We start from the raw sequence: 20,628 nt of genomic DNA on the forward strand, positions 1-20,628 counted from the left end.
CCCTCTCGCGGAACGGTAGGCAACCATCAGCACGGGGGCGGTTCGGGCCGCGAGGCGACCCCGGTGGGATCCATCACCACGGGCAATGGTAGGGCGACGACCGTGCGGTGCCCGCCGGCGTCCGTCCCTCAGCCGCGAGGGTCGTCCGAGAGAAGCTCGGAGACCTTCACGCCGAGTTCCTCCGCGTCGGGGATGTCGTGCAGGACGACCGGTGCCTCCGCCGACGTGGTGAAGACCAGCGTCCCGCAGCCGAAGACGCGATCGGACAGCGACTTCTCGTACGACACGTTGCTGATGCTGCGCAACGGCAGATCGTGACCGGTCCTCGTCAGGATCCCGCGGCGGGTGATGAGGCGGTGGTTGGTGATCGTGTACGTCGTCGTCAGCCAGCGCAGCAGCGGCAACAGGAACAGCGGGAACACGGCGACCAGGACCGCGGCGACGATCACGATCAGCGACCACGGCTGCCAGGTGGCCGGCATGACGACGAGCGCGACGACGGCGAGGACGACGACGACGATCGCCAGCGCAGTGGGAAGGATGAGCACCTTGGGATGCGTCCGGAGGTGAGCGACCTCGCGCTCCCCCTGACCGAGCTGGTTCTCTGGCAGGCCCATGGGTACATGGTTCCACAGGCGGCACTCACAGCAATACCTGAGGAGAGACTTAGGATTTCTCAGTGGTTTGTGCTGGAATGGAGGCGATGTCCGTTGCTCAGCCAGGTCCCCCCGTGGCCGTCAGCGTTTCCCACCCGCGCCTGGACTCGCTCACAGGCCTGCGGTGGGTTGCCGCCCTCGTCGTCTTCGCCTTCCATCTGCGCAATATCGGCCAGATCGGCGGTATCGCGCAGAAGGTGCTCAACCATGCCTTCGGAGCCGGGGCCACCGGCGTGTCCCTGTTCTTCATCCTCTCCGGCTTCGTTCTCACCTGGAGCCATCGTCCGGGGACGACCGTGGCCCGCTTCTGGCGCAAGCGCCTCGCCCGGATCTACCCGCTGCACGTCGTCGGCGTGGCGCTCGCCCTGGTGCTCGGCTTCACCCTCATCCCCCGCATCGCCCCCACCGACCCGATCCCGGTGATCGCCAACCTCCTCCTCGTGAGCGCCTGGAACCCCGAGTGGTTGCAGGTCGGCAACCCCGTGAGCTGGACGCTGGTGTGCGAGGCCTTCTTCTATCTCGCGTTCCCCTTCCTCATCGCGGTCGTCGCGCGGCTGCGATCCGCCGCGGTCGCCGTCCTGGCCCTCGCCTCCACGGCCGCCACCATCGCGATCCCGCTGTTCACCGACCAGCTCCCTGCGATCGTCGCCGCGCACAGCTCGCCGCTGGGACGGCTGCCGGAGTTCCTCCTCGGCATCTGCCTGGCGCACCTGATGCGCACCGGTGCCTGGCGCGGCCCGAGCCTCACCCTCGGCGTCTTCACGGCGCTCGCCGGCTACGCATGGGCCAACGACGACCTGACATCCCCGTTGAGCTACTCGGCGTACACCGTCGTCGGGTTCGCGCTGCTCACCGCCGCCCTGGCGCGTGCGGACATCGCCGGGCACGGCGGCCTGCTCGCCACGCGTCCCCTGGTGACCCTCGGCGCGGTGTCGTACGCGTTCTACCTGTTCCACCTGCTGATCCTGGAAGCCTGGGTCTCGCTGTGGAACGCCGTCGGCATCACCCACAGTTGGAGCACGTCCGCGCTCGTCGCCACGACGGCGTTCCTGATCGCGCTGGGCGTGTCGTGGCTGGCCCACCGCTACATCGAGCAGCCCGGCGTCAGGCTGCTGAACCCGCGGCGTCCGGCGCCGATGCCTGTGCGGGAACGGGAGCTGGCCCACACGCCGGCCTGAGCGCGGCGACCGGGGACGAGGGCGACGCCACCGTGGCCGTGATGGGTCCCGCACTGGCGTTCTGCTCGACCCGTCGGCCGAGTTCGCTCGGGCGTACGCAGCGCCTTCGACGTCGCGGCGAACAGCTCAGCGGTGCCCCGGGTCATCGCAGAGGAGCGGTGGCCCGGTCGGCGCTCGTCCCGCCGGGGCCTGATCGGCGCTCTGGTTGGGGTCGACGGCGTCCGCGACGCGCGCGGGGATCAGGGAGCGTGCTGCGTCGCGAGACGCCGTCGAGATCGGGGGGACCGGCGAGGAGGCGCCGGCCAGGGTCGTGGCGCGGGCCGACGGGCCCGGCACCGGGGGCGAGTCACCGGAGAGCGGGACGGCCACGCCGCCGTTCCCGCCCCCGGGGCCGGGGAACAGCAGACCGGTCCCGCCGACGGCTCCGACGCCGACGGCGGCCGGCAGACCGCGCCGACGCACGGGAGTGGCCGGAATCGCCCGGCGCCCGGAGGCTGGGCCTTCCCCGGTGCTGCTCGCGTCCGTCACGTCGCCCCCTGTGTGCTGGACGCCGGCCCGCGCCGGTGTCCTCCGTTCGATGGACACGCTATCCACGGACAGGGTCAGCCTGAGACGTTCTCAGGAAATTTCTCAGCAATTTTTCGAGGCGGATCTTCCCATCAGGATTGGCTCTTCTCGCTCCGAGCCGTGCAGTAACCTGAGAAACCCCTTCACCGACCGTAGATGTCGCGACGCCGGTAGCCGACCGCTCCGAGGACGAGCAGGACGGCCCCCGCGGCCAGAGTGACCGAGAACGCACCCCAGGTCATCTCGTCGGCCGGCAGGTGAGGCAGGTGCCCCCACGGCTGGAGCTTCAACAGCCAGTCGGGGACGTCGAACAGGGGCAGCAGCCAGGACACCACGATCGTCCACCCCACGACCGCCCACGAGAGACCGAACCAGCGGGGCAGCCACCCGATGAGGAACATCGCGAGGCCGAGGACGAGGACGACGCCCGGCAGCAGGGCACAGGCCGCCTGCGTGTACGTCCCGATCAGGTCGGGCGACCCGTCGTGCTGCGCCTGCGCGATCGGCAGCAGCGCTCCCGTCGCCACGAGCAGACCCGCCGGGAGCAGAACGGCGGGGACCAACGTGCTCAGCGCATAGGCCCAGCGCGAGGTCGCCGTCGCCAGCATCACCTCGGCCCTCCCCGCGGTCTCCTCCTGCCGCAGCCTTCCCAGCACGAGCACGCCGCTGAGGGTGACCACCGTCGCCATGATGGAGAGCATGGCCGCGAAGAAGGCCGCCTGCAGGGCGCCCGCCCCTCCGCCGAGCCGTCGCAGCATCTCCGCCAGCGCGTCCTGCCCTTCGAGCAGCGAGCCCATCGACAGGGACAGGGAGCCCATCGACAGCGCGGAGACCACGATGGCGATGGTCCAGCCGACGATGCCGCCGCGCTGCAGCCGCCATGACAGGCCGCGGGCGTCTCGCAGGTACGGCGCCGCGTCGGCCGCGCCCAGGGATGGCTGCCGCAGCCCGGCGCCGTGGTCGCGCAGGGCCTCGAGGCGGAACGCGAGGGCCGACAGCACGATCGTCACCGCCGCCGGAAGGGCCAGCACCCACCAGCGCTCGCCCGCGTAGGGACGCGCCAGCGCGGCCCAGTCCAGGGGCATCGCCCAGGTCCAGGCGTCCGGCTCGGTGCGCGACCCGTCGACGAGTGCACGCGCGAGGTACAGCCCGCCGAGGAGCACCCCGACACTCCACGCCCTCGCCGTCCGAGAACTCTCGAACACCTGGGCGACGACCGCCGCCACGGCCGCGAACATCGCACCGGTGAGGCCGATCCCGAGACCGGACGCCCACCCGCCGGCGACTCCGGCGAGGGCCGCCATGGACGCGCCGATGACCGCCCCGCAGAAAAGGGAGGCCGCAACGGCGAGCGCCAGGCCCGCGGCGAGCGGGACGGCGCGGGACACCGCCCCGGACCGGATCAGTTCGACCCGCCCGTTCTCCTCCTCGTCACGCGTGGCCCGGATCACGCCGAGAGCCGCCATCATCGCCGCGCCGGCCGCCGTGAACGTGCCGACCCGCCAGAACGTGAAGCCCCCGGCGGTCGTCAGGTCGATCGCCGGACCGAGGATGGCGCGCATCGTGGGGTTGGCGGCGAGCTGAGCGAGCATGACGGCGCCGCTCGGCCCGTCGGGGACGAGGTCGTGGTACTTGGTCACGGTGGCCGGCAGCAGCATGGCCAGCCCGGCGATCCAGCACAGGTAGAAGACGAGATTCCGCCGGAGCGCCAGCCGCAGCGCGGTGCCGAACCCGGTCACGCCGAGGCCCTCTCGGCGTACTGCGCCAGGAACAGCTCCTCGAGGCTGGGCGGGGTCGCGGTCACACCGCGCGCTCCCGCCCGCGCCAGGGCCGCCAGCACCGCCGGCATCGCCTCGTCGGCGACGTGCCAGGTCGTCCGCCCGTCGCTCCTCGTGCGTTCCGACACCCCCGGCAGCCCCGACACCACGGACGGGTCGGCCAGCTCGGCGACGACGACGGTCCGGTGCAGGTGGCGGAGTTCGTCGAGCGTCCCCGTCTGCACGATCCGGCCGCTCTTGATGATGCTGACGACGTCGCACAGCGCCTCGACCTCGGACAGGATGTGACTGGACAGCAGCACCGTGCACCCCGCGTCCCGTTCGGTGCGGATGTAGTCGGTGAAGGTGCGCTCCATGAGCGGATCCAGGCCGGACGTCGGCTCGTCGAGCAGCAGCAGCTCGACATCGGATGCGAGGGCGGCGATGAGCGCGACCTTCTGCCGGTTTCCCTTCGAGTACGTCCTCCCCTTCTTCCGCGGATCGAGGTCGAAGCGCGCGATCAGGTCGTCGCGTCTGCGCTTGTCGAGCCCGCCCCTGGCCCGGCCGATGATGTCGATGGCCTCGCCGCCGGTGAGGTTCGGCCAGAGGTTCACGTCCCCGGGGACGTAGGCGAGCCGGCGGTGGAGTGCCGCGGCGTCGCGCCACGGATCCCCGCCGAGGAGGACCGCCGTGCCGGAGTCGGCGCGCAGCAGCCCCAGCAGCACCCGGATCGTGGTCGACTTGCCCGCGCCGTTGGGCCCGAGGAAGCCGTGGACCTGTCCCGTCCGGACCTGCATGGTGAGGTCGTCCAGGGCGACGGTCGCGCCGAACCTCTTCGTGAGGCCGGCGATGTCGATGGCAGAGGTCATCAGGACTCCTTGTCCGTGACGAGGTGGGTCTGGTCGTCGCTGCCGGGAGGGGTCATCGCGTTCATGGCGTCCAGCCAGCGCGCGTCGGCCAGCAGCGGGTGGGTGAAGATCTCGATCGTCGCGCGGGCGTAGCGCGGGTAGGTGTCCGGCGCGAGGACGTCGTCGCCGCCGCCGAAGAGGCGGGCGACGTGCTCGCCGAGCAGACCGGCACCGGCGCCGAGGGCGACGAGGACGACGGCGATGGAGTAGTCGTCGTCGTAGCGGCGCAGCGTGCCGGCCTCGGCGCCGTCGCGCAGCATGTCGACGGTCGTGTCGACCATGCCGTCGAAGACGTGCTGCGCGACCCGCCCGCCGTGCCGCAGGCACATCGCGATGTAGTCGTGGAGCGGGCCCAGCTCCGGCCGCTCGGTGAGGTAGCTCCGCATGTCCGGCAGCGGTCCGGAGCCCATCACGAGGTCCTTCTCCTCGCCGATGCGCTGCATGACCCAGTCGTCGCACGCCCGGCGCAGCCCGTCCTTCGACCCGAAGTGGTACGAGACGAGGCCGACCGGCACGTCGGCCTCGGCGGCGATCCGGCGCAGCGTGACCCGCTCCCAGCCCGTCCGAGACACGAGGGCGACCGCAGCGTCGCGAATGCGCGCGGCCGTCGTCAGATCATCGGTTGAACTCATGTTCAATATCTTGAACCTGCGTTCAACTCAGGTCAAGCCGTTCGCCACACGCTGCGTGGTCCGCTCACGGCTGCGGTCGTCGAGGCCGCTGGCTACGGATCAGCCGTCGTGCAGATGGCCATCGAGTCGATCCGGGATCTCGGCCGGCGCGGCGTCCGGCTGCGCAGCCTGACCGAGTACCATGGGCGTGTACATGTCTTACACCCGGAGGAGGTGTCGTGACCGTCACGATCCGACTGACCAAAGAGGAAGAGGCGCGGCTTGATGGGTTGGCCCGGCGTACCGGTCGGACCAAGTCCTTCTACGTGCGAGCGGCGATCCGCGAGTACCTGCAAGACCTCGAGGACGCCTACGCCGCCGACGAGGCGCTCCGCGAGCTGACGGCCGCCGGCGGCCGCGGTGCTCCGCTGGCAGACCTCGAAGCGCAGTTGGGGATCACCGGCGGCGACGTGACTCGCGCGACCGCCGAACTGCGCGCTGCCGGCGACCTGTGAACCCGCCGAACTGGACGGTCGAGACGACGTCCACGTTCGACCGCGCCCTCCGCCGCCTCGACCGACCCGTGCAGGCCCGCATCATCGCCTACCTTCACGCCGTCGCCGAACTATCAGACCCTCGACGTCGAGGACGTGCGCTGACAGCCACCCACGCAGGAACGTGGCGATACCGCGTCGGCGACCACCGGATCATCGTGCAGATCGTCGATGAACGGCTGACGATCCTTGCCCTCACAACCGGTCACCGATCTGCCATCTACTGAGAAGACCCGCCTGGCTCATGACCGTCAGGGGGTCTGCCGATCATGGCGACGAACGCGCTGCCGCCCAGCAGGAAGACGATCGCGGCCACGAAAGGGTCGGCGGCAGCACGCCTCATGGTGCGTCGCCTCGACCGCATCGCAGGCAGCGAGACGATGGCGATCCAGACCAACGAGTCAGCGGGGCGCCGGCTCCGCGAGCACGCGGGCCAGTTCGGCCCGCCGCTCGGCCTGCTCGGCCGGATCGGGCACGGGCAAGGACGCGAGCAGCCGCTTCGTGTACGGATCCTGCGGGCTGCCGAGGATCTCCGAACCGATGCCCTGCTCGACCAGCTCACCGCGATACAGCACCCCGATCCGCTGCGCCAGCATGTCGACGACGGCCAGGTCGTGGCTGATGAACAGGCAGGCGAACCCGAACTCGGCCTGCAACTGCGTGAAGAGCTCCAGCACCGTCGCCTGCACGCTCACGTCGAGCGCCGAGGTCGGCTCGTCGGCGATCAGCAGGTCGGGACCGAGCACGAGGGACCGCGCCAGCGACACCCGTTGCCGCTGCCCCCCGGACAGCTCGTGCGGGAAACGTCCCGCATACGCCGCCGGCAGCTCCACGGCCTCCAGCATGCGGCGGACCGCCGCACCCCGGTCGGGCGCCGACATCGTCGGCCGGTGGATCGCCAGCGGTTCGCCGATCGCGTCCTCGATCGTCAACTGGGGATTGAAGGAGGTCGCCGGATCCTGGAAGACGAACCCGATCCGGCTCCGCAGCGGCCGGAAGTCCCGCTCCCGGGTACCGCGCATCTCGTGCCCGAACACCTTCAGCGACCCGCCGCTGACCGGTTCGAGCCCCGCGATGGCGCGACCGATGGTCGTCTTGCCGGAGCCCGACTCCCCGACCAGCCCGTACACCTCGCCGGGCGCGATCCGGAAGTCGACGCCGCGCACGGCCCGGAACGGAAGCACACCGAGCCGCCCCGGGTACTCGATGACAAGGCCGGACGCCTCCACAACGGGTTCGGCCGCGGCGAACGCCGCCCGGCTCTGGTCTGTGACGCCCGCCGAGGCCGACGCCCGCCCGATGCGCGGGACGGCGTCCAGCAGTTGCCGCGTGTACGCCTCCTGCGGGTGCGAGAAGAGGTCGGCCACCCAGTTGCGCTCGATGATCTGCCCTCTGTACATCACGGCGACCGAGTCCGCCAGGTCGGCGACGACGCCCATGTTGTGGGTGATGAGGATGATCGACGTGCCGTACGCGTCGCGCACGTCCCGCAGCAGTTGCAGGATCTCGGCCTGCACCGTGACGTCCAGGGCGGTGGTGGGCTCGTCGGCGACGATCAGCCGCGCGCCCATCTCCAGCGCCATCGCGATCATGATGCGCTGCTTCTGGCCGCCCGAGAACTGGTGCGGATACTGGGTGATGCGTCGCTCCGCGTCGGGAATGCCGACCTTCGCCAACGCGGCGACCGCGCGCTGCTTGATCTGCCTGCGGGTCACCTTCGGGTCGTGGGCGCGCAGTCCCTCGCCGAACTGCCACCAGATGGGGAAGACGGGGTTCAGCGCCGAGGACGGCTCCTGGAAGATCATCGACACGTCCTGGCCGCGCACCTCGCGCAATTGCGCGCCGCTCAGCCCGACGACGTTCCGGTCGCCGATCCAGATCGCACCCGTCGTCGCGGCGGTCTCGGGCAGCAGCCCGAGGACGGACCGGCCGGTGACGGTCTTGCCCGACCCGGACTCCCCGACCAGGGCGAGGATCTCGCCGGGAGCCACCCCCAGGCTGACGCCCTTCACGGCGTGGACGTCCGCGACGTCGGTGACGAACGTCACCGCCAACTCCTCGATCCGCAGCCGGTCGGGCTCGCCCGAGGTCGCGAACGCCGGCAACGTGGACTCGCTCATCGGGTTCCCCCTTCGACGGCCAGGCCGGGTTCGTCGGCGGTTCCGCCTTCCGCGGCCGCCGCGGCGGCCGCCTTGCGCACCTTGCGCCGGGTCCGCAGCCGCGGGTCGTTGAGATCGTTCATGGACTCGCCCATGAGCGTCATCCCGAGCACGGACAACACGATGGCGACGCCGGGGAACACCGAGGTCCACCAGATGCCGCTCGTCACGTCCGCGACCGACCGGTTGAGGTCGTATCCCCATTCGGCCGCGGCCGTCGGCTCGATCCCGAAACCGACGAAGCCCAGACCGGCCAGCGTGAGGATCGCCTCCGACGCGTTGAGAGTGAGGATCAGCGGCAGGGTGCGTGTCGCGTTGCGCAGGATATGGGTGAACATGATCCGCCGGTGCGGTGCGCCCATCACCTTGGCGGCCTCGACGAACGGCTCGGCCTTGAGGCGGACGGCCTCGGCCCGGATCACCCGGAAGTACTGCGGCACGAAGACCACGGTGATCGACAGCGCCGCCGACAGGATGCCGCCCCACATGCTCGACCGGCCCCCGGAGATGACGATGGACATCACGATCGCGAGCAGCAGCGACGGGAACGCGTAGATCGCGTCGGCGAACATGACCAGGACACGGTCGAGCCAGCCGCCCACGTACCCCGAGATGAGGCCGAGCAGGACGCCGATGACGATGGAGGCCAGAACCGCCGCCACGATGACGCCCAGCGCGGTCCGGGTGCCCCAGATCGTCCGGCTGAGGACGTCGAAGCCGCTGACCGTCGTCCCCCACAGGTGGGCCGACGACGGAGGCTGCTGCGTCCCGAAGTCGCCGTCGGGGCCGCTGGTCTGCGCCCACGAGTAGGGGGCGATCACGGGGGCCAGAGCGGCGGTGAGGACGAGCAGGGCGGTGAGGGTCACACCGACGATGAGCATGCCGCGCTGCAGCCCGCGGCTGCGGCGAAGGTCGCTGACGACGGGGAGGGCGGCCCACCAGGGGGTTCGGGTCTCGGACATCTGGACAGCCCCCTCAGTACCGGATCCGCGGGTCGATGAGAGCGGCGATGACGTCGACCACGAAGTTCGTCAGCGCGACGATCACGGCCATCATCATCACGATCCCCTGGACCGCCACGTAGTCGCGGGACGACATGTACTGGGTGAGGATGAACCCCAGTCCCTTCCACTCGAACGTCGTCTCGGTGAGCACCGCGCCGCCGAGGCTCATCGCGATCTGCATGCCCATCACGGTGATGACGGGGATCAGCGCGGGCCGCAGTCCGTGGCGGTTCACCAGACGCGTCTCGCGGACGCCGCGCGACCGCGCCGCGTCCACGTACGGCTGTTCGAGGGTGCCGATGAGATTGGTGCGGACGAGCCGCAGGAACACGCCGCCGGTCAGCAGGCCCAGGGCCACCGCGGGAAGGACGGCGTGCGAGGCGACGTCGGCCAGGAGCGCCGGATCACCGAGCCGCAGGGCATCCAGCCAGTAGAACGGGGACGGGTTGGCCACGTTCTGCAACTCGACCTCGCCGCCGGTCGAGACGCGGCCGTTGACCGGCAGCCAACCGAGGTTCACCGAGAAGACCAGCTTCAGCAGCAGGCCGATGAAGAACACCGGCGTGGCGTACCCGAGGATCGCGAAGACCCGCAGCACCGCGTCCGGCCAGCGGTCGCGAAGGCGGGCGGCGAGCATCCCGAGCGGGACGCCGATGAGGAGCGCCACGATGAGGGAGTTGAGGACGAGTTCGGCCGTCGCCGAGCCGTACGTCATGAGGATGTCGGTGACGGGACGATTGTCGGTGTACGTCGTGCCGAAGTCGCCGCGCAGGATGCCGCCCAGATACTCGACGTACTGGACCAGCAGCGGCCGATCGTACCCGGCCGCGTGGACCCGTTCGGCGAGCTGATCGGGCGGGAGGCGGCCGCCCAGTGCCGCGGTGATCGGGTCACCCGTCAGGCGCATGAGGAAGAACACCACCGTCATCAGGATGAAGACGGTGGGGAAGATCAGCAGGAAGCGGACGAAGATGTACCGGCCGAGGCCGCCCGACTTCCGGCCCGAGCCGGTCGCGGTGGCGTCCACCTGCGCGGTCGCCGCGCCGAGCGGGAGCTCGATGTCGCTCAGCGACTCGCTGCGACGCTCTTCGGTCGGTGTGCCCATGGACGTCCTTCCTGAGGGGCTGCCGGGCCCCGCGAACGGGGCCCGGCAGCCGTGTGCATCACTTGCTCAGCGGAGCAAGGCGGAACTTGAACGAGGCGTCCAGGGTCACGCCCTGCACCGACGTGCCCGAGATGGCGAACTGCTTGCCCTGCAGCAGCGGCAGCGTGGAGATGTCCTTGGAGACGAGATCCTGGATCTCCAGGATCGCCTTCTCCCGCTCGGCGGTGTCGGTGATCGAGACCTGCTTGGCGATCAGGCTCTGCACGGTCGCGTTGTCGTAGTGGTTGTTGAGGAAGTTGTCCTTGACGAAGAACGGCGACAGGTAGTTCTCCGGATCGGAGTAGTCGGGGAACCAGCCGAGCTGGTACACCGGGTAGACGTCGTTCGTGCGGTCCTTGGAGTACTGCACCCACTCGGTCGACTGCAGATTGACCTTGAACAGGCCACCGTTCTCGAGCTGGGTCTTGATGAGCGCGTACTCGTCGCCCGAGCTCGGACCGTAGTGGTCCGGGTTGTACTGCAGGTTGATCGTCACCGGCGTCGCCACCCCGGCATCGGACAGGGCCTTCTTCGCCTTGTCGAGGTCCGGCTTGCCGTTGCCGTCGCCGTAGAGGGTCTTGAACTGCTCGCCGGCGCCCTTGAGGCCGCTCGGCACATACCCGTACAGCGGGGTGTAGGTGTCCTTGTACACGTTCGTCGCGATCGCGGACCGGTCGACGAGGTCGGCCATCGCCTGCCGCACGGCCTGCGCCTTCGCCGTGCTGGCGTCGGACGTCGTGGCCCCGAACGGCATCGTGTTGAAGTTGAACACGATGTAGCGGATCTCACCACCGGGCCCCTCGTGGACCGCCACCTTGTCGTTGCTGCGCAGCGATGCGATGTCGGTGGCCGACAGGCTGCGGTAGGCGACGTCGATGTTTCCCTGCTCGAGGTCGAGCTTCATGTTGCTCGCGTCGGCGTAGTACTTCGTGTTCACCGTCGAGTTCGCGGCGTTGCCCAGGGAGCCCTGGTAGCCGTCCCATGCCTTGAACGAGATGAGCTGGTTCAGGCTGTACGAGCTGATGTCGTACTGGCCGCTGAACGGGTGTCCCTCGACGATGTCGGCGTCGGCCAGCACCTTGTCGGCCGGGAAGACCTCTTCGTCGACGATCGGCCCTGCCGGGCTGGCGAGAATCTGCGGGAAGATCTGGTCGTTGGCCTGCTTCAGGGTGAAGACGACGGTCGTGGCGTCGGTCGCCTCGGTCTTCACGAGATTGCCGAGCAGGGAAGCCGGGCCGTTCGGGTCGTTGATCTTGACCATGCGGTCGAAGGTGAACTTGACGTCGGAGCTGGTGAGGTCGTGGCCGTTCACGAACTTGAGCCCCGGCTTCAGCTTCACGGTGTAGGTGGTCGGCGTGGTGTACGACGCCGATTCGGCGAGGTCGGGCTGCGGGGTGACATCGGTGGCACCGGGGGCAGTGTTCATGAGGAACCCGTAGATCTGGTTCATCACGAAGAAGGACCCGTTGTCGTAGCTGCCGGCGGGATCGAGCGAGGTCACCTTGTCGGTGGTGCCGGTCGTGATCGCCCCCGACGAGGTCGTTCCGGAACCGTTGTCCTTGGTCTGGGCACATCCTGCGGCGCCCAACGCCAAGGCGGCCGACGCGGCGATGACCGCGAGCGCTCGGCGATGGCTGTAGAACATAGTCGTTCCTGTTCTCGATATGGAAGCGCCGGCTTCCGCGGATAGAGGCCGGCGTGGCTCGGGGCGGATCACTCAGAAGCCACCTCGCCCCTTCACTGTGGGGCATCATTGTCCGTGTTCCTCACCCGGGACAAGAGGTCTCACCAAATGACCCGCGATGAGGGCTTTTCTGCGCGGGGCATCACGAAATCGTGATCTTCGCGGGGCACGGGGAGCAGGGCCGGGCCGGTCCACGACCGACCCGTCGAACACCTCGTCATCCGGCCGTTGCCCGGAGAACGGCGCCCCCTGGCGAGTCACACGAACTCATCGCCGACCGGATGTGACCCCTGGACGGGATAGCTTCCCTTACCACGGAGTATTCAACGCCCGTCCAGGGCTTTCGGCTCCGTACTCTCGCCATTCCCGAAGGAGCGACACCCCATGAACAGCACCCACCTTGCGCGGCCGACCGATGAGTGGAAGACCTGGGGTCGGATGGTGTTCCCCCGCCCCGCCCTCGTCGCGGTCCTCGGCGCGATCGCGATGATCGCCGGCGGTTGCACGGCCACCCAACCGTCCGCCTTCCCATCGGAGACGCCCTCGTCGCCGGCCGTCGCGAGTCCGTCCCCGAGCCCGTCGATCACGCCGGTCGTCCACGTCACGCCGTCTGACGGCGACACGCTGCTCGGTTCGCTCGACGACCAGGACAGTTCGGCGACGGTCGGATCGTTCCGGGTCACCGGGGAGCGCATCCTCGTCTACCTGACGTGTCAGGGGCGCGGGATCATCACGGTTCAGTTGGAACAAGTCGGGGGCTTCAACGGGGACTTCACCAAGGATTGCCGAGAGGCAGATCCGACCCTTTCAGTTGACTCCCAGGTCGACCGGCACGCCGTCGTGGACGTCGCGGTCGTGTCGGCTCCCGGCCAGCGCTGGGCGGTCTCGGTCGTGGACCCCGGGAACTGACGGCCCTTCGTCCTTCCGGTGGGTCGGGCACCATCGATGTCCGACCCACCGGAGGAGACCCCGAGCACCCTGGTGCGGGAAGACGACGTCGTCGCCCACACCACGGGCCCGCTGCCCAAAGGCCTCCTTTTCCGGGCCGGGTACCATGTCGGGACCGCAACGACACCGGGAGAACGCATGCGGCAGACGGGATCCGAGGGCGCACGAGTCCGGAACGAGAACACGGCGACGCCGCGCGAAGGACGCCGCGCATGAAGCGGCGGGGACTGGTGACGGCCGCCGTGGGCGTCGTCGCCCTGGCCGCGGTGGCGACCGGACTTGTGGGCGTGGCCGTCCTTCTCGGCAGCGGCGGGCGAACCGTCGAGATCCCGTCCGACGAGTCGCCGCCGGCGACACCCGGCGCCGACACGCAGGCGGCGTTCGCGCAGACCCGGGTCTTCTTCGGCCACCAGTCCGTGGGCGCCGACATCATCGGCGGCCTGTCCGCCGTGTACACGGGCACGTCGACCTCGCCCGACCTCGTCGAGAGCCGCACGGCGCAGCCCGGGACGGGTGGAGTGTTCCAGCACGCCGCGGTCGGCGCCAACGGCGATCCGTCGGGCAAGATCACCGACTTCGCCGCACTGTTGAACGGCGGCATCGGCGACGACGTCGACGTCGCGCTGATGAAGCTGTGCTACATCGACTTCACGTCGTCCACCGATCCGCGGGCGCTGTTCGAGGAGTACGCGACGACCATGGACGCCCTCGAACGGGCATACCCCGACGTCACATTCCTGTACACGACCGCCCCTTTGACGGTCGACCCGGGCTGGGCCCAGAAAGCGACGTCGACGTTCAAGGTGTGGCTCGGCAGGACGACGTCCAACACGCCCGAGAATCTCGTGCGCGGCCAGTACAACGACCTGATCCGCGAAAGGTACGGCTCCACCGGGCGGCTGTACGACATCGCGGCCCTCGAATCGCGGCTCGACGACGGCTACCACGCGGGCAAGGAGTACGAGGGCGCCACCTACATGGTGATGAACCCCGACCTCGCCTCCGACGGCGCACATCTCAACGAGCGTGGGGCACGACTGCTCGCCGAAGGGCTCGTGCGACTCGTCGCGGCGCTCCCTCGCGACACCTGAGTCGCCCGTCCTCGACGGCGCCGGGAAGCCTGCCGTCAGGTCCGCGCCCGTCGACGAGGGCGCCCTCACGACGTCCCCGCGAGCGACACACGACCGCAGAGACCCGGTGCGATCCGCGGATCGATCCTCGCTGTCCTATCCTCACCTGGCAGACGAACCGCAGCGCACGACGGACAATGGTCTGACGCGCAGAGGAGGTTGGATCATGGAGCAGGACATCGTCGTCAGTCCCCCGTCGGCGTGGGACGCGAGGACGCTACGCGGTCTCCTCGACATCTGCGGCGAGGATCGCGCGGTCAACGGCCGCAGCCCGTTCCACCCCGCGTCGCAGGCCCTCATCGTCCACCGGCTCGGTGAATGGCTCGCACATCCGGGGCGCAATCGGCTCGTGGCCCGTGTGGGCGGCTTCGTGCAGCACGCAGCCGCCGCGTACGTCCGCAACTACATCGGCTACGAGATCTCACCGGGGGCGAAGATCGGCCGCAGGGTCCACTTCGCGCACCAGCACGGCATCGTCATCGCGCCCGAGACGGAGATCGGCGACGACGCCCTCATCCTCCACGAGGTGACCGTCGGGCTGCGCATGGACGCGCAGGGCGGGACGCCCGAGGCCGGCGCCCGCATCGGTGCCCGCGTCCGCATCGGCACCGGTGCCCGGATCCTCGGAGCGGTACGGATCGGGGACGGCGCCAACATCGGCCCCAACGCCGTCGTCATGACGGACGTCCCCGAGAACGCCAGTGTGATCGCGGCTCCCAGCCGCGTGCTGCGGCTGCGCTCGGCGGACGACCGGGACGCGTCGTGACCCTCGCGGGACTGATCGGCGGCGACGAGCGCGCCGCGACACCCGCCGTGATCGACCCTGTCGGTGCCGTCTCCCGCGCGGACCTGTTCGCGCGGGCGACCGCGCTCGCGGCCGGGATCTCGGCGGCGGTCCCCGGCACCGCGCGGATCGGTGTCCGCACCAGCACCGACGCGCAGGGGGTCGTGGATGTCCTCGCCGCCCTGCTGTCCGGCCGCCCGGCCGCGATGCTCCCCGCCGACGCGAGCCCCGAGCAGCAGGCCGCGGCATCGGGCTGCGCGGCCCTGCTGCACGACGGCCTGATCACGCCCGTATCCGGCGTCGATCCGTCGCCGCGCCTCGACACCGGTTTCGGCATCCCTGCCGGAGGGTCACGCGAGGCGGTCGTCCTGTTCACGTCCGGGACCACCCACCTGCCGCGCGGCGTCCGCCTGACCGAGGCCGGTATCGTCGCGAACCTGACGGCGATGCTGCGCCTCGCCGTCCGCTGGGGACCGTCGGACAGGGTGGGCCAGATCCTCACCCTCTCCCATTCGTTCGGACTGTCGATGGCGCTGCTGGCGCTGGCGACCCGGACACCGCTCGTCATGCTGCCCGACGGGCCCCCGTCGCGCCGGCTGGCGGCCGGGCTCACCGACGGCGAGGTGACCGTGTTCGCCTGCGTCCCGTACTACCTGCGGCTGATGGCCACGCGCGGGATCGAACTCGGCGGCGACGTCGCACCACGGCTCGCCCACCTCTACCTCGCCGGCGGCGGCATCGGCGACGACGACCTGGCGGCGGTCGTCCCCCGCTTCCGGGGCGAGACCTACCTCATGTACGGCTTCACCGAGGCGACCGCCCGCGTCGCGGTGCGTCGCGGGAGCGACGGCGCGCCGCCGGACTCGGTCGGCCTGCCGCTGCCCGGCACACACGTCCGCATCGTCGACGAGACGGGCGCGCCGGTCCCGGCGGGCACGACCGGCCGCATCCAGGTGTACTCGCCGAGCCTCATGATCGGCTATCTGGGCTCCGATCCGAGACCGCCCGGCGAGCCGGTGACCACGACCGACCTCGGGCACCTGGACGAGGCCGGAAACCTGTTCGTCACCGGCCGGGAGGCCGAGATGCTGAACTTCCGCGGCAACCGCGTCTCGGTGGTGGCGGTCGAGGCCGTCGTCAACCTCATTCCCGGGGTCCGCGAATCACTCCTGCACCCGGACGGACCCGGCGAGGACGCGCAGGGAGAACTGCTCGTCGTCGCCGCGGACGATGCCGACCAGCGGGCGATCCGGCGCCAGGTGTTGTCGGCCGTGACGCCGAAGGGACTCGTCCGGCAGGTGACGTTCGTCGCCGACCTGCCGCGCACGCGCTCGGGCAAGGCGTTGCGGCGCTGAGCCTCACCGGCCCCGTCCGGTCGGTCCGGTCCCTTGCGGTCCGGTCCTGTGGTCTGGTCCTGTGGTCTGGTCCTGTGGTCTGGTCCTGTGGTCTGGTCTGATTCGGTTCTGTGGTTCGGGGGATGGTGCCGTGCGCAACCACCCGCCTCGCAAGCTCGGCGGGGGCCAGTCCCATCCGCGCTCACGGCACCATCCCCCCAACCACAGAACCACCCGCCCAGCCCGACGGGAACCAGCCCCAACCACGCCCACGGCACCATCCCCCCAACCACAGAACCACCCGCCCAGCCCGACGGGAACCAGCCCCAACGCACTGCGATCTGCGCCTTCGGAACCCCGTCCGAAGCCAGCCTCCTGATCAGCGCCCAGTCCTCCAAAGTGATCACTCTCCAATCGTTGAGTGTTCACTTTTCGAGCGCCGCTATCGATCAGTTCTCAAGCGCCGTCGACACCCCCGCCCAGCCCGACAGGAACCAGCCCCAACCACGCTCACGGCACCATCCCCCGAACCACAGAACCACACGCCCAGCCCGGCGGAGTCAGCGAACCCCGCCCACCCACGCCCCGACCGTTCCCGAACCAGAGAAGCACCCCCGACAGCCCGCCGTGTGACCAGTTCACCGCCGAGGGCGCGCCGCTGACTGCCAGGTTGCGAGGCATATCAGCGCTGGCGTCGTGACCAGGAAGAGGTGACCGCCACCTTGCGTGGCATACGACCCCCGGATCCGGGGGCGATAACCCGTGCAACGTGGCGGTCAGCCCGAGCCGACCCGCCAGCCCGGTCCCGTATGCCTCACAACCTGGCAGTCAGCCCCACGCGGGCCGCGGGGCGGACGATCGCGAACCCGGCGCGGCCCGAACCGCCCCCGGCCACGGCCGGGGACGATCAGATCGTCGTCCGCAGGTACTCCGCGTACGCGGCGCGACGCGCATACAGACCGAAGAACTTCTCCACGTCGCCGGCGGCGAGCCCGAGGCGCTGCGCGACCCGGGCCGGGTCGTCCCCCTCGTGCCAGGCCAGCCACAGCGCATCGCCCATCTCGACGGACGTCCCGTAGAAGTACTCCTCCTGGCTCTGCGGAGCGCTGAACGTGTCGGTCGTGGGCGGCCGGCTGCGGATCTCCTCGGGGACGCCGAGAAACTCCGCGAGGTCGTACACCTGGGTCTTGAGCAGTGGTCGCAACGGGAACGCCTCGCCGCACCCGTCGCCGAACTTCACGAAGAACCCCTGGTCGATCTCGAGCCTGTTCGACGTGCCCACGACGATGAGGTTCTCCTCGTCGGCGATGCGGTACGTCATCAGGGTCCGCACCCGCTGCTTCTGGTTGGTGGCGGCCATGATGGTGAGGAAATCGCGTCCGCCCAGCCGGTGGCGCCGCGCCTGCCCGTCGCGCACCGCGTTGAGGGCGAACGTCTGCAGCCGATCCCCGTCGCCGGTGGCCGGCTGGAACTCGACCGAGAACGTGTCCCCCGCGTCGGGGTCGAACCCGGGCTCGAGACGCCGCACGACCGCCAGCCGGTCGTCGTAGCAGCCCAGCGCGTCGAGGACGGGTGTGATGTCGGTCTCGCGGCAGCGGACCCCGACGCTGTCGGCGGCGAGCCGCGCCAGCCCGGCCGTCTCGGCAGAGCTCTCCTTGTCGGGCAGGGTCACGCCCTGAACGCGCCCAGCGCCCAGAGCCCGCACGGCGAGGGCGACGCAGACCGACGAGTCGATCCCGCCGCTGAGGGCGACGATCGCTCCGGTGCGGCGGAACCGCCGCACCGTGTCCCGGATGTCGGCGGCGAGCGCATCGGCCACGGCCTCGACGTCGTCGAGATGGACCGAACGGCCCGCGCTCTCACGGTCACTCATGGGTACTCCCTATCCTTCGGCTACGCCACGCCGTACGTATCGGCGAGTATCTCGACGCTGACGATCCACAGCAGGGCGAGGTCGTCGTGGAAGCTCGTCCGCCCCTGCCGCAGCTTGTTCACGAGCCACGCCACCCGCTTCGGGTCGAACACCCCGTGCTCGCGCAGCGCGGCAGGCGCGAGGACGGCGTCGATCAGCTCCGCGCCCGGCACGGACCGGAACACGTCCCCCTCCGGAGCTGTGTACGGCTGCTTGACCCTGTCCCGGATCGCGGCCGGGACGTCATCGCCCACAGCACGCTTGAGCACCGCCTTCTCCTGCAGCCCCGCCAGCTTCGACTCCAGCGGAAGGGTGAGGGCGAAATCGACGACATCCTCGTCGAGGAACGGGTAACGGGCCTCGATGCTGTGCGCCATGTAGGGACGATCGCACTGGCTCGCGAGCAGGGACGAGGCCAGGAAGTAGGTCACCTCGAGGTACTGGGCCTGCTCGACGGCCGACCAGCCGAGGTACGCCGCGGGAAGGCCGTCGCGCACTCGGGCGAGCACCGTGTCGACCGTGAGCCCGGCCCTGTGCTCCGCGGCCAGGTACTGCGTGATCCGGAACGACGAGCTCCACCGGTTGAGGTGGGAGAACAGCGGGTCGTCGCGGCGATCGATGCCCTGCTCGTAGAACGCCCGCTCCACAGCCCGGCCGAGGTGGGACTGTTGCGCGAGGACATCGGTCAGCGCGGCGGGCAGCGTGTCGGAATCCGGGTCGCGGCTCCAGGCGTCCCGGATGGCCGCGATCTTGAAGAGGTCGTAGCCGCAGAACAGTTCGTCGGCCCCCTCGCCGCTGAGCACGGCGCGCGTGCCGTGAGCCTCGATGGTCGCGGCAAGCGCGATGGACGACGCGGAGGCGGTCCGCGTGAGCGGCTGCTCGGCATGCTGGACGGCCTCGACGAGAGTCGCGGCGACACTGCGGTCGCCGCACAGGATCGCCATGTGGTCCGTGTCGAACTCGGTGGCGGCGAGCGCCTGGAACGGCTCCTCGTCGAGCGCCGCCTGTGCGAACTGGATGGAGTAGCTCGTGATGCGCCCGGTGGGATGAGCCCCGCGGAGCAGGGCCAGGACCGCGCTCGAGTCGAGACCGCCGGACAGCAGCACCGCCGGATCGCCGTAGACCGGCACCCGCCGCTCCACCGCGCGCCCCAGCAGGTCACGGAGCCGAGCGGCCTGATCGGCGAAGGGAGCCGGGTCGCGCTCGGCCGCATAGCGGAACTGCCAGTAGGACGTTCGCTCCACCCCGGCGGCGCCGATCCTGACGTAGCCTCCGGGGCGCACGGTCTCGACACCCGCGTACACGGACCGGCCCGGGTGGGTACCCCAGAGGACGCCCACGTCGATGACGTCGGACAGGCTCAGCCTGGGATGCAGTCCCATGGCACGCAGGGACTTCACCTCGGAGGCGAAGGCCACGCCTCCGCCGGCCGTATGCGTCCAGTGCAGCGGCACGATCCCGAAGCGGTCCCGGGCCAGGAGCAACTCGGACGTCACGTCGTCCCACAGCGCGAAGGCGAACTGCCCCTTCAGCCGGGACAGCGCCGCGACGCCCCAGTGGATGAGCGCGTGCAGCAGCACCTCGGTGTCGCCGTCGGTGGCGAAGCGGCGTCCCTCGCGTTCGAGCTCGGTCCGCAATTCGCGGAAGTTGTAGATCTCGCCGTTGAAGGCCAGCAGGTGCCGGCCGGCGGCGTCGCGCATGGGCTGCGCCGAGGTGGGTCTGTCCACCATCGCGAGCCGTGCCGTCCCGAAGGTCGCCGAGCCCACCCGGTCACAGCGAGAGTCGTCGGGCCCGCGGTGCTGCACGGCATCCAGGCCGGCGAGCACCGCGGCCTCGGAAGGCCGGGCCGGGCCGACGCCTCTGTCGCCCACCAGGCCGACGATGCCGCACATGACGCTACGGACGGTTCGCCACGATGAATGCGACCACGCTGTCGACGCTCGCGAATGTGGACCGGACCTCTTCGGACGGCTCCAGCGGCCGGTCGATCTCCTCTTCGATGAAGACGGCGACCTCGGCAATGCCGAGCGAATCGAGGATCTCGTCGACCAGGGGCGCGTCATCGGCCAGCTCGTCCTCGTCCAACGGAACCAGGCGTTCGAGAATCAGGTCTCGCAGACGCCGCGTCACATCAGTAGCAGCATCAGTCATTCAGGTCGCACCCCCGCGTTCGTTACGCCGAACACTACCGTCCCGGCCGGGTCAGCACACCAAGGGATACAGCGCCCCCGCAAGCCCGGCCGGACATTTCGATCCGGCCGGCACAAACACATTTCGTATCTTCGCGACAGGGCCGCG

At 70.0% G+C, this 20,628-nt stretch carries 19 protein-coding genes; 7 read left to right on the forward strand and 12 right to left on the reverse strand.

Annotated features, from left to right (window positions below; translation table 11 throughout):
- Nucleotides 1–128 precede the first annotated feature (128 nt).
- Nucleotides 129–617, reverse strand: a complete 489-nt coding sequence (locus tag G555_RS0103380) for a PH domain-containing protein (protein WP_028707777.1) — start codon at nt 615–617, stop codon at nt 129–131.
- A 113-nt stretch (nt 618–730) separates the two neighbouring features.
- Here G555_RS0103380 and G555_RS17710 point away from each other — a divergent pair, with 113 nt between their 5' ends.
- Nucleotides 731–1,834 (forward strand): acyltransferase family protein, encoded by a 1,104-nt coding sequence (locus G555_RS17710; protein ID WP_169337852.1) that lies wholly within the window; start codon nt 731–733, stop codon nt 1,832–1,834.
- A gap of 126 nt (nt 1,835–1,960) precedes the next feature.
- Here G555_RS17710 and G555_RS21030 read toward each other — a convergent pair whose 3' ends face one another.
- From G555_RS21030 to G555_RS17725, 4 genes are all read right to left on the reverse strand, one after another.
- Entirely contained in the window at nt 1,961–2,362 is a 402-nt protein-coding gene (locus tag G555_RS21030) for a hypothetical protein (protein WP_156887414.1), read from the reverse strand.
- 182 nt (nt 2,363–2,544) lie between these two features.
- Nucleotides 2,545–4,140, reverse strand: a complete 1,596-nt coding sequence (locus tag G555_RS17720; protein ID WP_051208355.1) for an ABC transporter permease — start codon at nt 4,138–4,140, stop codon at nt 2,545–2,547.
- Nucleotides 4,137–5,027 (reverse strand): ABC transporter ATP-binding protein, encoded by an 891-nt coding sequence (locus tag G555_RS0103400; protein WP_028707779.1) that lies wholly within the window; start codon nt 5,025–5,027, stop codon nt 4,137–4,139. Before G555_RS0103400 ends, G555_RS17720 begins: the two co-directional genes overlap by 4 nt.
- A complete protein-coding gene (locus G555_RS17725) occupies nt 5,027–5,698 on the reverse strand; it encodes a TetR/AcrR family transcriptional regulator (RefSeq protein ID WP_051208357.1) in 672 nt (223 codons plus the stop codon). Before G555_RS17725 ends, G555_RS0103400 begins: the two co-directional genes overlap by 1 nt.
- A gap of 218 nt (nt 5,699–5,916) precedes the next feature.
- On the opposite strand from G555_RS17725, the gene relB reads away from it, so the two are divergent.
- The gene (gene relB, locus G555_RS17730) at nt 5,917–6,192 is read left to right on the forward strand and encodes a type II toxin-antitoxin system RelB family antitoxin (RefSeq protein ID WP_051208359.1); all 276 of its coding nucleotides are present in this window, start codon (nt 5,917–5,919) and stop codon (nt 6,190–6,192) included.
- Nucleotides 6,189–6,458, forward strand: a complete 270-nt coding sequence (locus G555_RS0103420; RefSeq protein WP_028707780.1) for a type II toxin-antitoxin system RelE family toxin — start codon at nt 6,189–6,191, stop codon at nt 6,456–6,458. Before relB ends, G555_RS0103420 begins: the two co-directional genes overlap by 4 nt.
- Before the next feature lie 174 nt (nt 6,459–6,632).
- Here the strand turns inward: G555_RS0103420 and G555_RS0103425 are convergent, their stop codons facing one another.
- The 4 genes from G555_RS0103425 to G555_RS0103440 are packed head-to-tail and all read right to left on the reverse strand — an operon-like array spanning nt 6,633 to nt 12,183.
- On the reverse strand, nt 6,633–8,351 hold the full coding sequence (locus G555_RS0103425; RefSeq protein WP_028707781.1) for a dipeptide ABC transporter ATP-binding protein: 1,719 nt from the start codon (nt 8,349–8,351) through the stop codon (nt 6,633–6,635).
- Nucleotides 8,348–9,352, reverse strand: coding sequence for an ABC transporter permease (locus G555_RS17735; RefSeq protein WP_036921075.1), 1,005 nt, complete (start codon nt 9,350–9,352; stop codon nt 8,348–8,350). The genes G555_RS0103425 and G555_RS17735 overlap by 4 nt, the downstream gene beginning before the upstream one ends.
- A 13-nt stretch (nt 9,353–9,365) precedes the next feature.
- Nucleotides 9,366–10,499 carry an ABC transporter permease gene (locus G555_RS0103435; protein WP_084634659.1) on the reverse strand — a complete coding sequence of 378 codons (1,134 nt, stop codon included), beginning with the start codon at nt 10,497–10,499 and terminating at the stop codon, nt 9,366–9,368.
- Nucleotides 10,500–10,557: 58 nt separating this feature from the next.
- Nucleotides 10,558–12,183, reverse strand: coding sequence for an ABC transporter substrate-binding protein (locus G555_RS0103440; RefSeq protein WP_028707783.1), 1,626 nt, complete (start codon nt 12,181–12,183; stop codon nt 10,558–10,560).
- A gap of 423 nt (nt 12,184–12,606) precedes the next feature.
- Here G555_RS0103440 and G555_RS0103445 point away from each other — a divergent pair, with 423 nt between their 5' ends.
- From G555_RS0103445 to G555_RS0103460, 4 genes are all read left to right on the forward strand, one after another.
- Entirely contained in the window at nt 12,607–13,131 is a 525-nt protein-coding gene (locus G555_RS0103445; protein WP_028707784.1) for a hypothetical protein, read from the forward strand.
- Between the two features lie 251 nt (nt 13,132–13,382).
- The gene (locus G555_RS17740) at nt 13,383–14,261 is read left to right on the forward strand and encodes a hypothetical protein (RefSeq protein ID WP_051208361.1); all 879 of its coding nucleotides are present in this window, start codon (nt 13,383–13,385) and stop codon (nt 14,259–14,261) included.
- Nucleotides 14,262–14,466: 205 nt separating this feature from the next.
- A complete protein-coding gene (locus G555_RS21035; RefSeq protein ID WP_156887415.1) occupies nt 14,467–15,066 on the forward strand; it encodes a serine O-acetyltransferase in 600 nt (199 codons plus the stop codon).
- The gene (locus G555_RS0103460) at nt 15,063–16,439 is read left to right on the forward strand and encodes a class I adenylate-forming enzyme family protein (RefSeq protein ID WP_028707785.1); all 1,377 of its coding nucleotides are present in this window, start codon (nt 15,063–15,065) and stop codon (nt 16,437–16,439) included. Before G555_RS21035 ends, G555_RS0103460 begins: the two co-directional genes overlap by 4 nt.
- 886 nt (nt 16,440–17,325) lie before the next feature.
- Here the strand turns inward: G555_RS0103460 and nadE are convergent.
- From nadE to G555_RS22535, 3 genes are read right to left on the reverse strand one after another with little or no spacing between them, the layout of a single operon-like run.
- The gene (nadE, locus tag G555_RS17750) at nt 17,326–18,291 is read right to left on the reverse strand and encodes an NAD(+) synthase (protein WP_036921016.1); all 966 of its coding nucleotides are present in this window, start codon (nt 18,289–18,291) and stop codon (nt 17,326–17,328) included.
- A 20-nt stretch (nt 18,292–18,311) separates the two neighbouring features.
- Complete coding sequence (asnB, locus tag G555_RS17755; protein ID WP_051208366.1) at nt 18,312–20,222, reverse strand: asparagine synthase (glutamine-hydrolyzing); 1,911 nt, start codon at nt 20,220–20,222, stop codon at nt 18,312–18,314.
- Nucleotides 20,223–20,226: 4 nt separating this feature from the next.
- Nucleotides 20,227–20,481 carry a phosphopantetheine-binding protein gene (locus G555_RS22535; protein ID WP_169337854.1) on the reverse strand — a complete coding sequence of 85 codons (255 nt, stop codon included), beginning with the start codon at nt 20,479–20,481 and terminating at the stop codon, nt 20,227–20,229.
- Nucleotides 20,482–20,628 lie beyond the last annotated feature (147 nt).

The organism is Propionicicella superfundia DSM 22317, assembly GCF_000423465.1.
GTDB lineage: Bacteria > Actinomycetota > Actinomycetes > Propionibacteriales > Propionibacteriaceae > Propionicicella > Propionicicella superfundia.

Bases quoted from the DNA above. Each gene is read 5' to 3' on its own strand.
- G555_RS0103380 (WP_028707777.1), bottom strand. From the start codon at position 617: ATGGGCCTGCCAGAGAACCAGCTCGGTCAGGGGGAGCGCGAGGTCGCT.
- G555_RS0103400 (WP_028707779.1), bottom strand. From the start codon at position 5,027: ATGACCTCTGCCATCGACATCGCCGGCCTCACGAAGAGGTTCGGCGCG.
- G555_RS17725 (WP_051208357.1), bottom strand. From the start codon at position 5,698: ATGAGTTCAACCGATGATCTGACGACGGCCGCGCGCATTCGCGACGCT.
- G555_RS0103425 (WP_028707781.1), bottom strand. From the start codon at position 8,351: ATGAGCGAGTCCACGTTGCCGGCGTTCGCGACCTCGGGCGAGCCCGAC.
- G555_RS17735 (WP_036921075.1), bottom strand. From the start codon at position 9,352: ATGTCCGAGACCCGAACCCCCTGGTGGGCCGCCCTCCCCGTCGTCAGC.
- G555_RS0103435 (WP_084634659.1), bottom strand. From the start codon at position 10,499: ATGGGCACACCGACCGAAGAGCGTCGCAGCGAGTCGCTGAGCGACATC.
- G555_RS0103440 (WP_028707783.1), bottom strand. From the start codon at position 12,183: ATGTTCTACAGCCATCGCCGAGCGCTCGCGGTCATCGCCGCGTCGGCC.
- G555_RS0103445 (WP_028707784.1), top strand. From the start codon at position 12,607: ATGAACAGCACCCACCTTGCGCGGCCGACCGATGAGTGGAAGACCTGG.
- G555_RS17740 (WP_051208361.1), top strand. From the start codon at position 13,383: ATGAAGCGGCGGGGACTGGTGACGGCCGCCGTGGGCGTCGTCGCCCTG.
- G555_RS21035 (WP_156887415.1), top strand. From the start codon at position 14,467: ATGGAGCAGGACATCGTCGTCAGTCCCCCGTCGGCGTGGGACGCGAGG.
- nadE (WP_036921016.1), bottom strand. From the start codon at position 18,291: ATGAGTGACCGTGAGAGCGCGGGCCGTTCGGTCCATCTCGACGACGTC.
- asnB (WP_051208366.1), bottom strand. From the start codon at position 20,222: ATGTGCGGCATCGTCGGCCTGGTGGGCGACAGAGGCGTCGGCCCGGCC.
- G555_RS22535 (WP_169337854.1), bottom strand. From the start codon at position 20,481: ATGACTGATGCTGCTACTGATGTGACGCGGCGTCTGCGAGACCTGATT.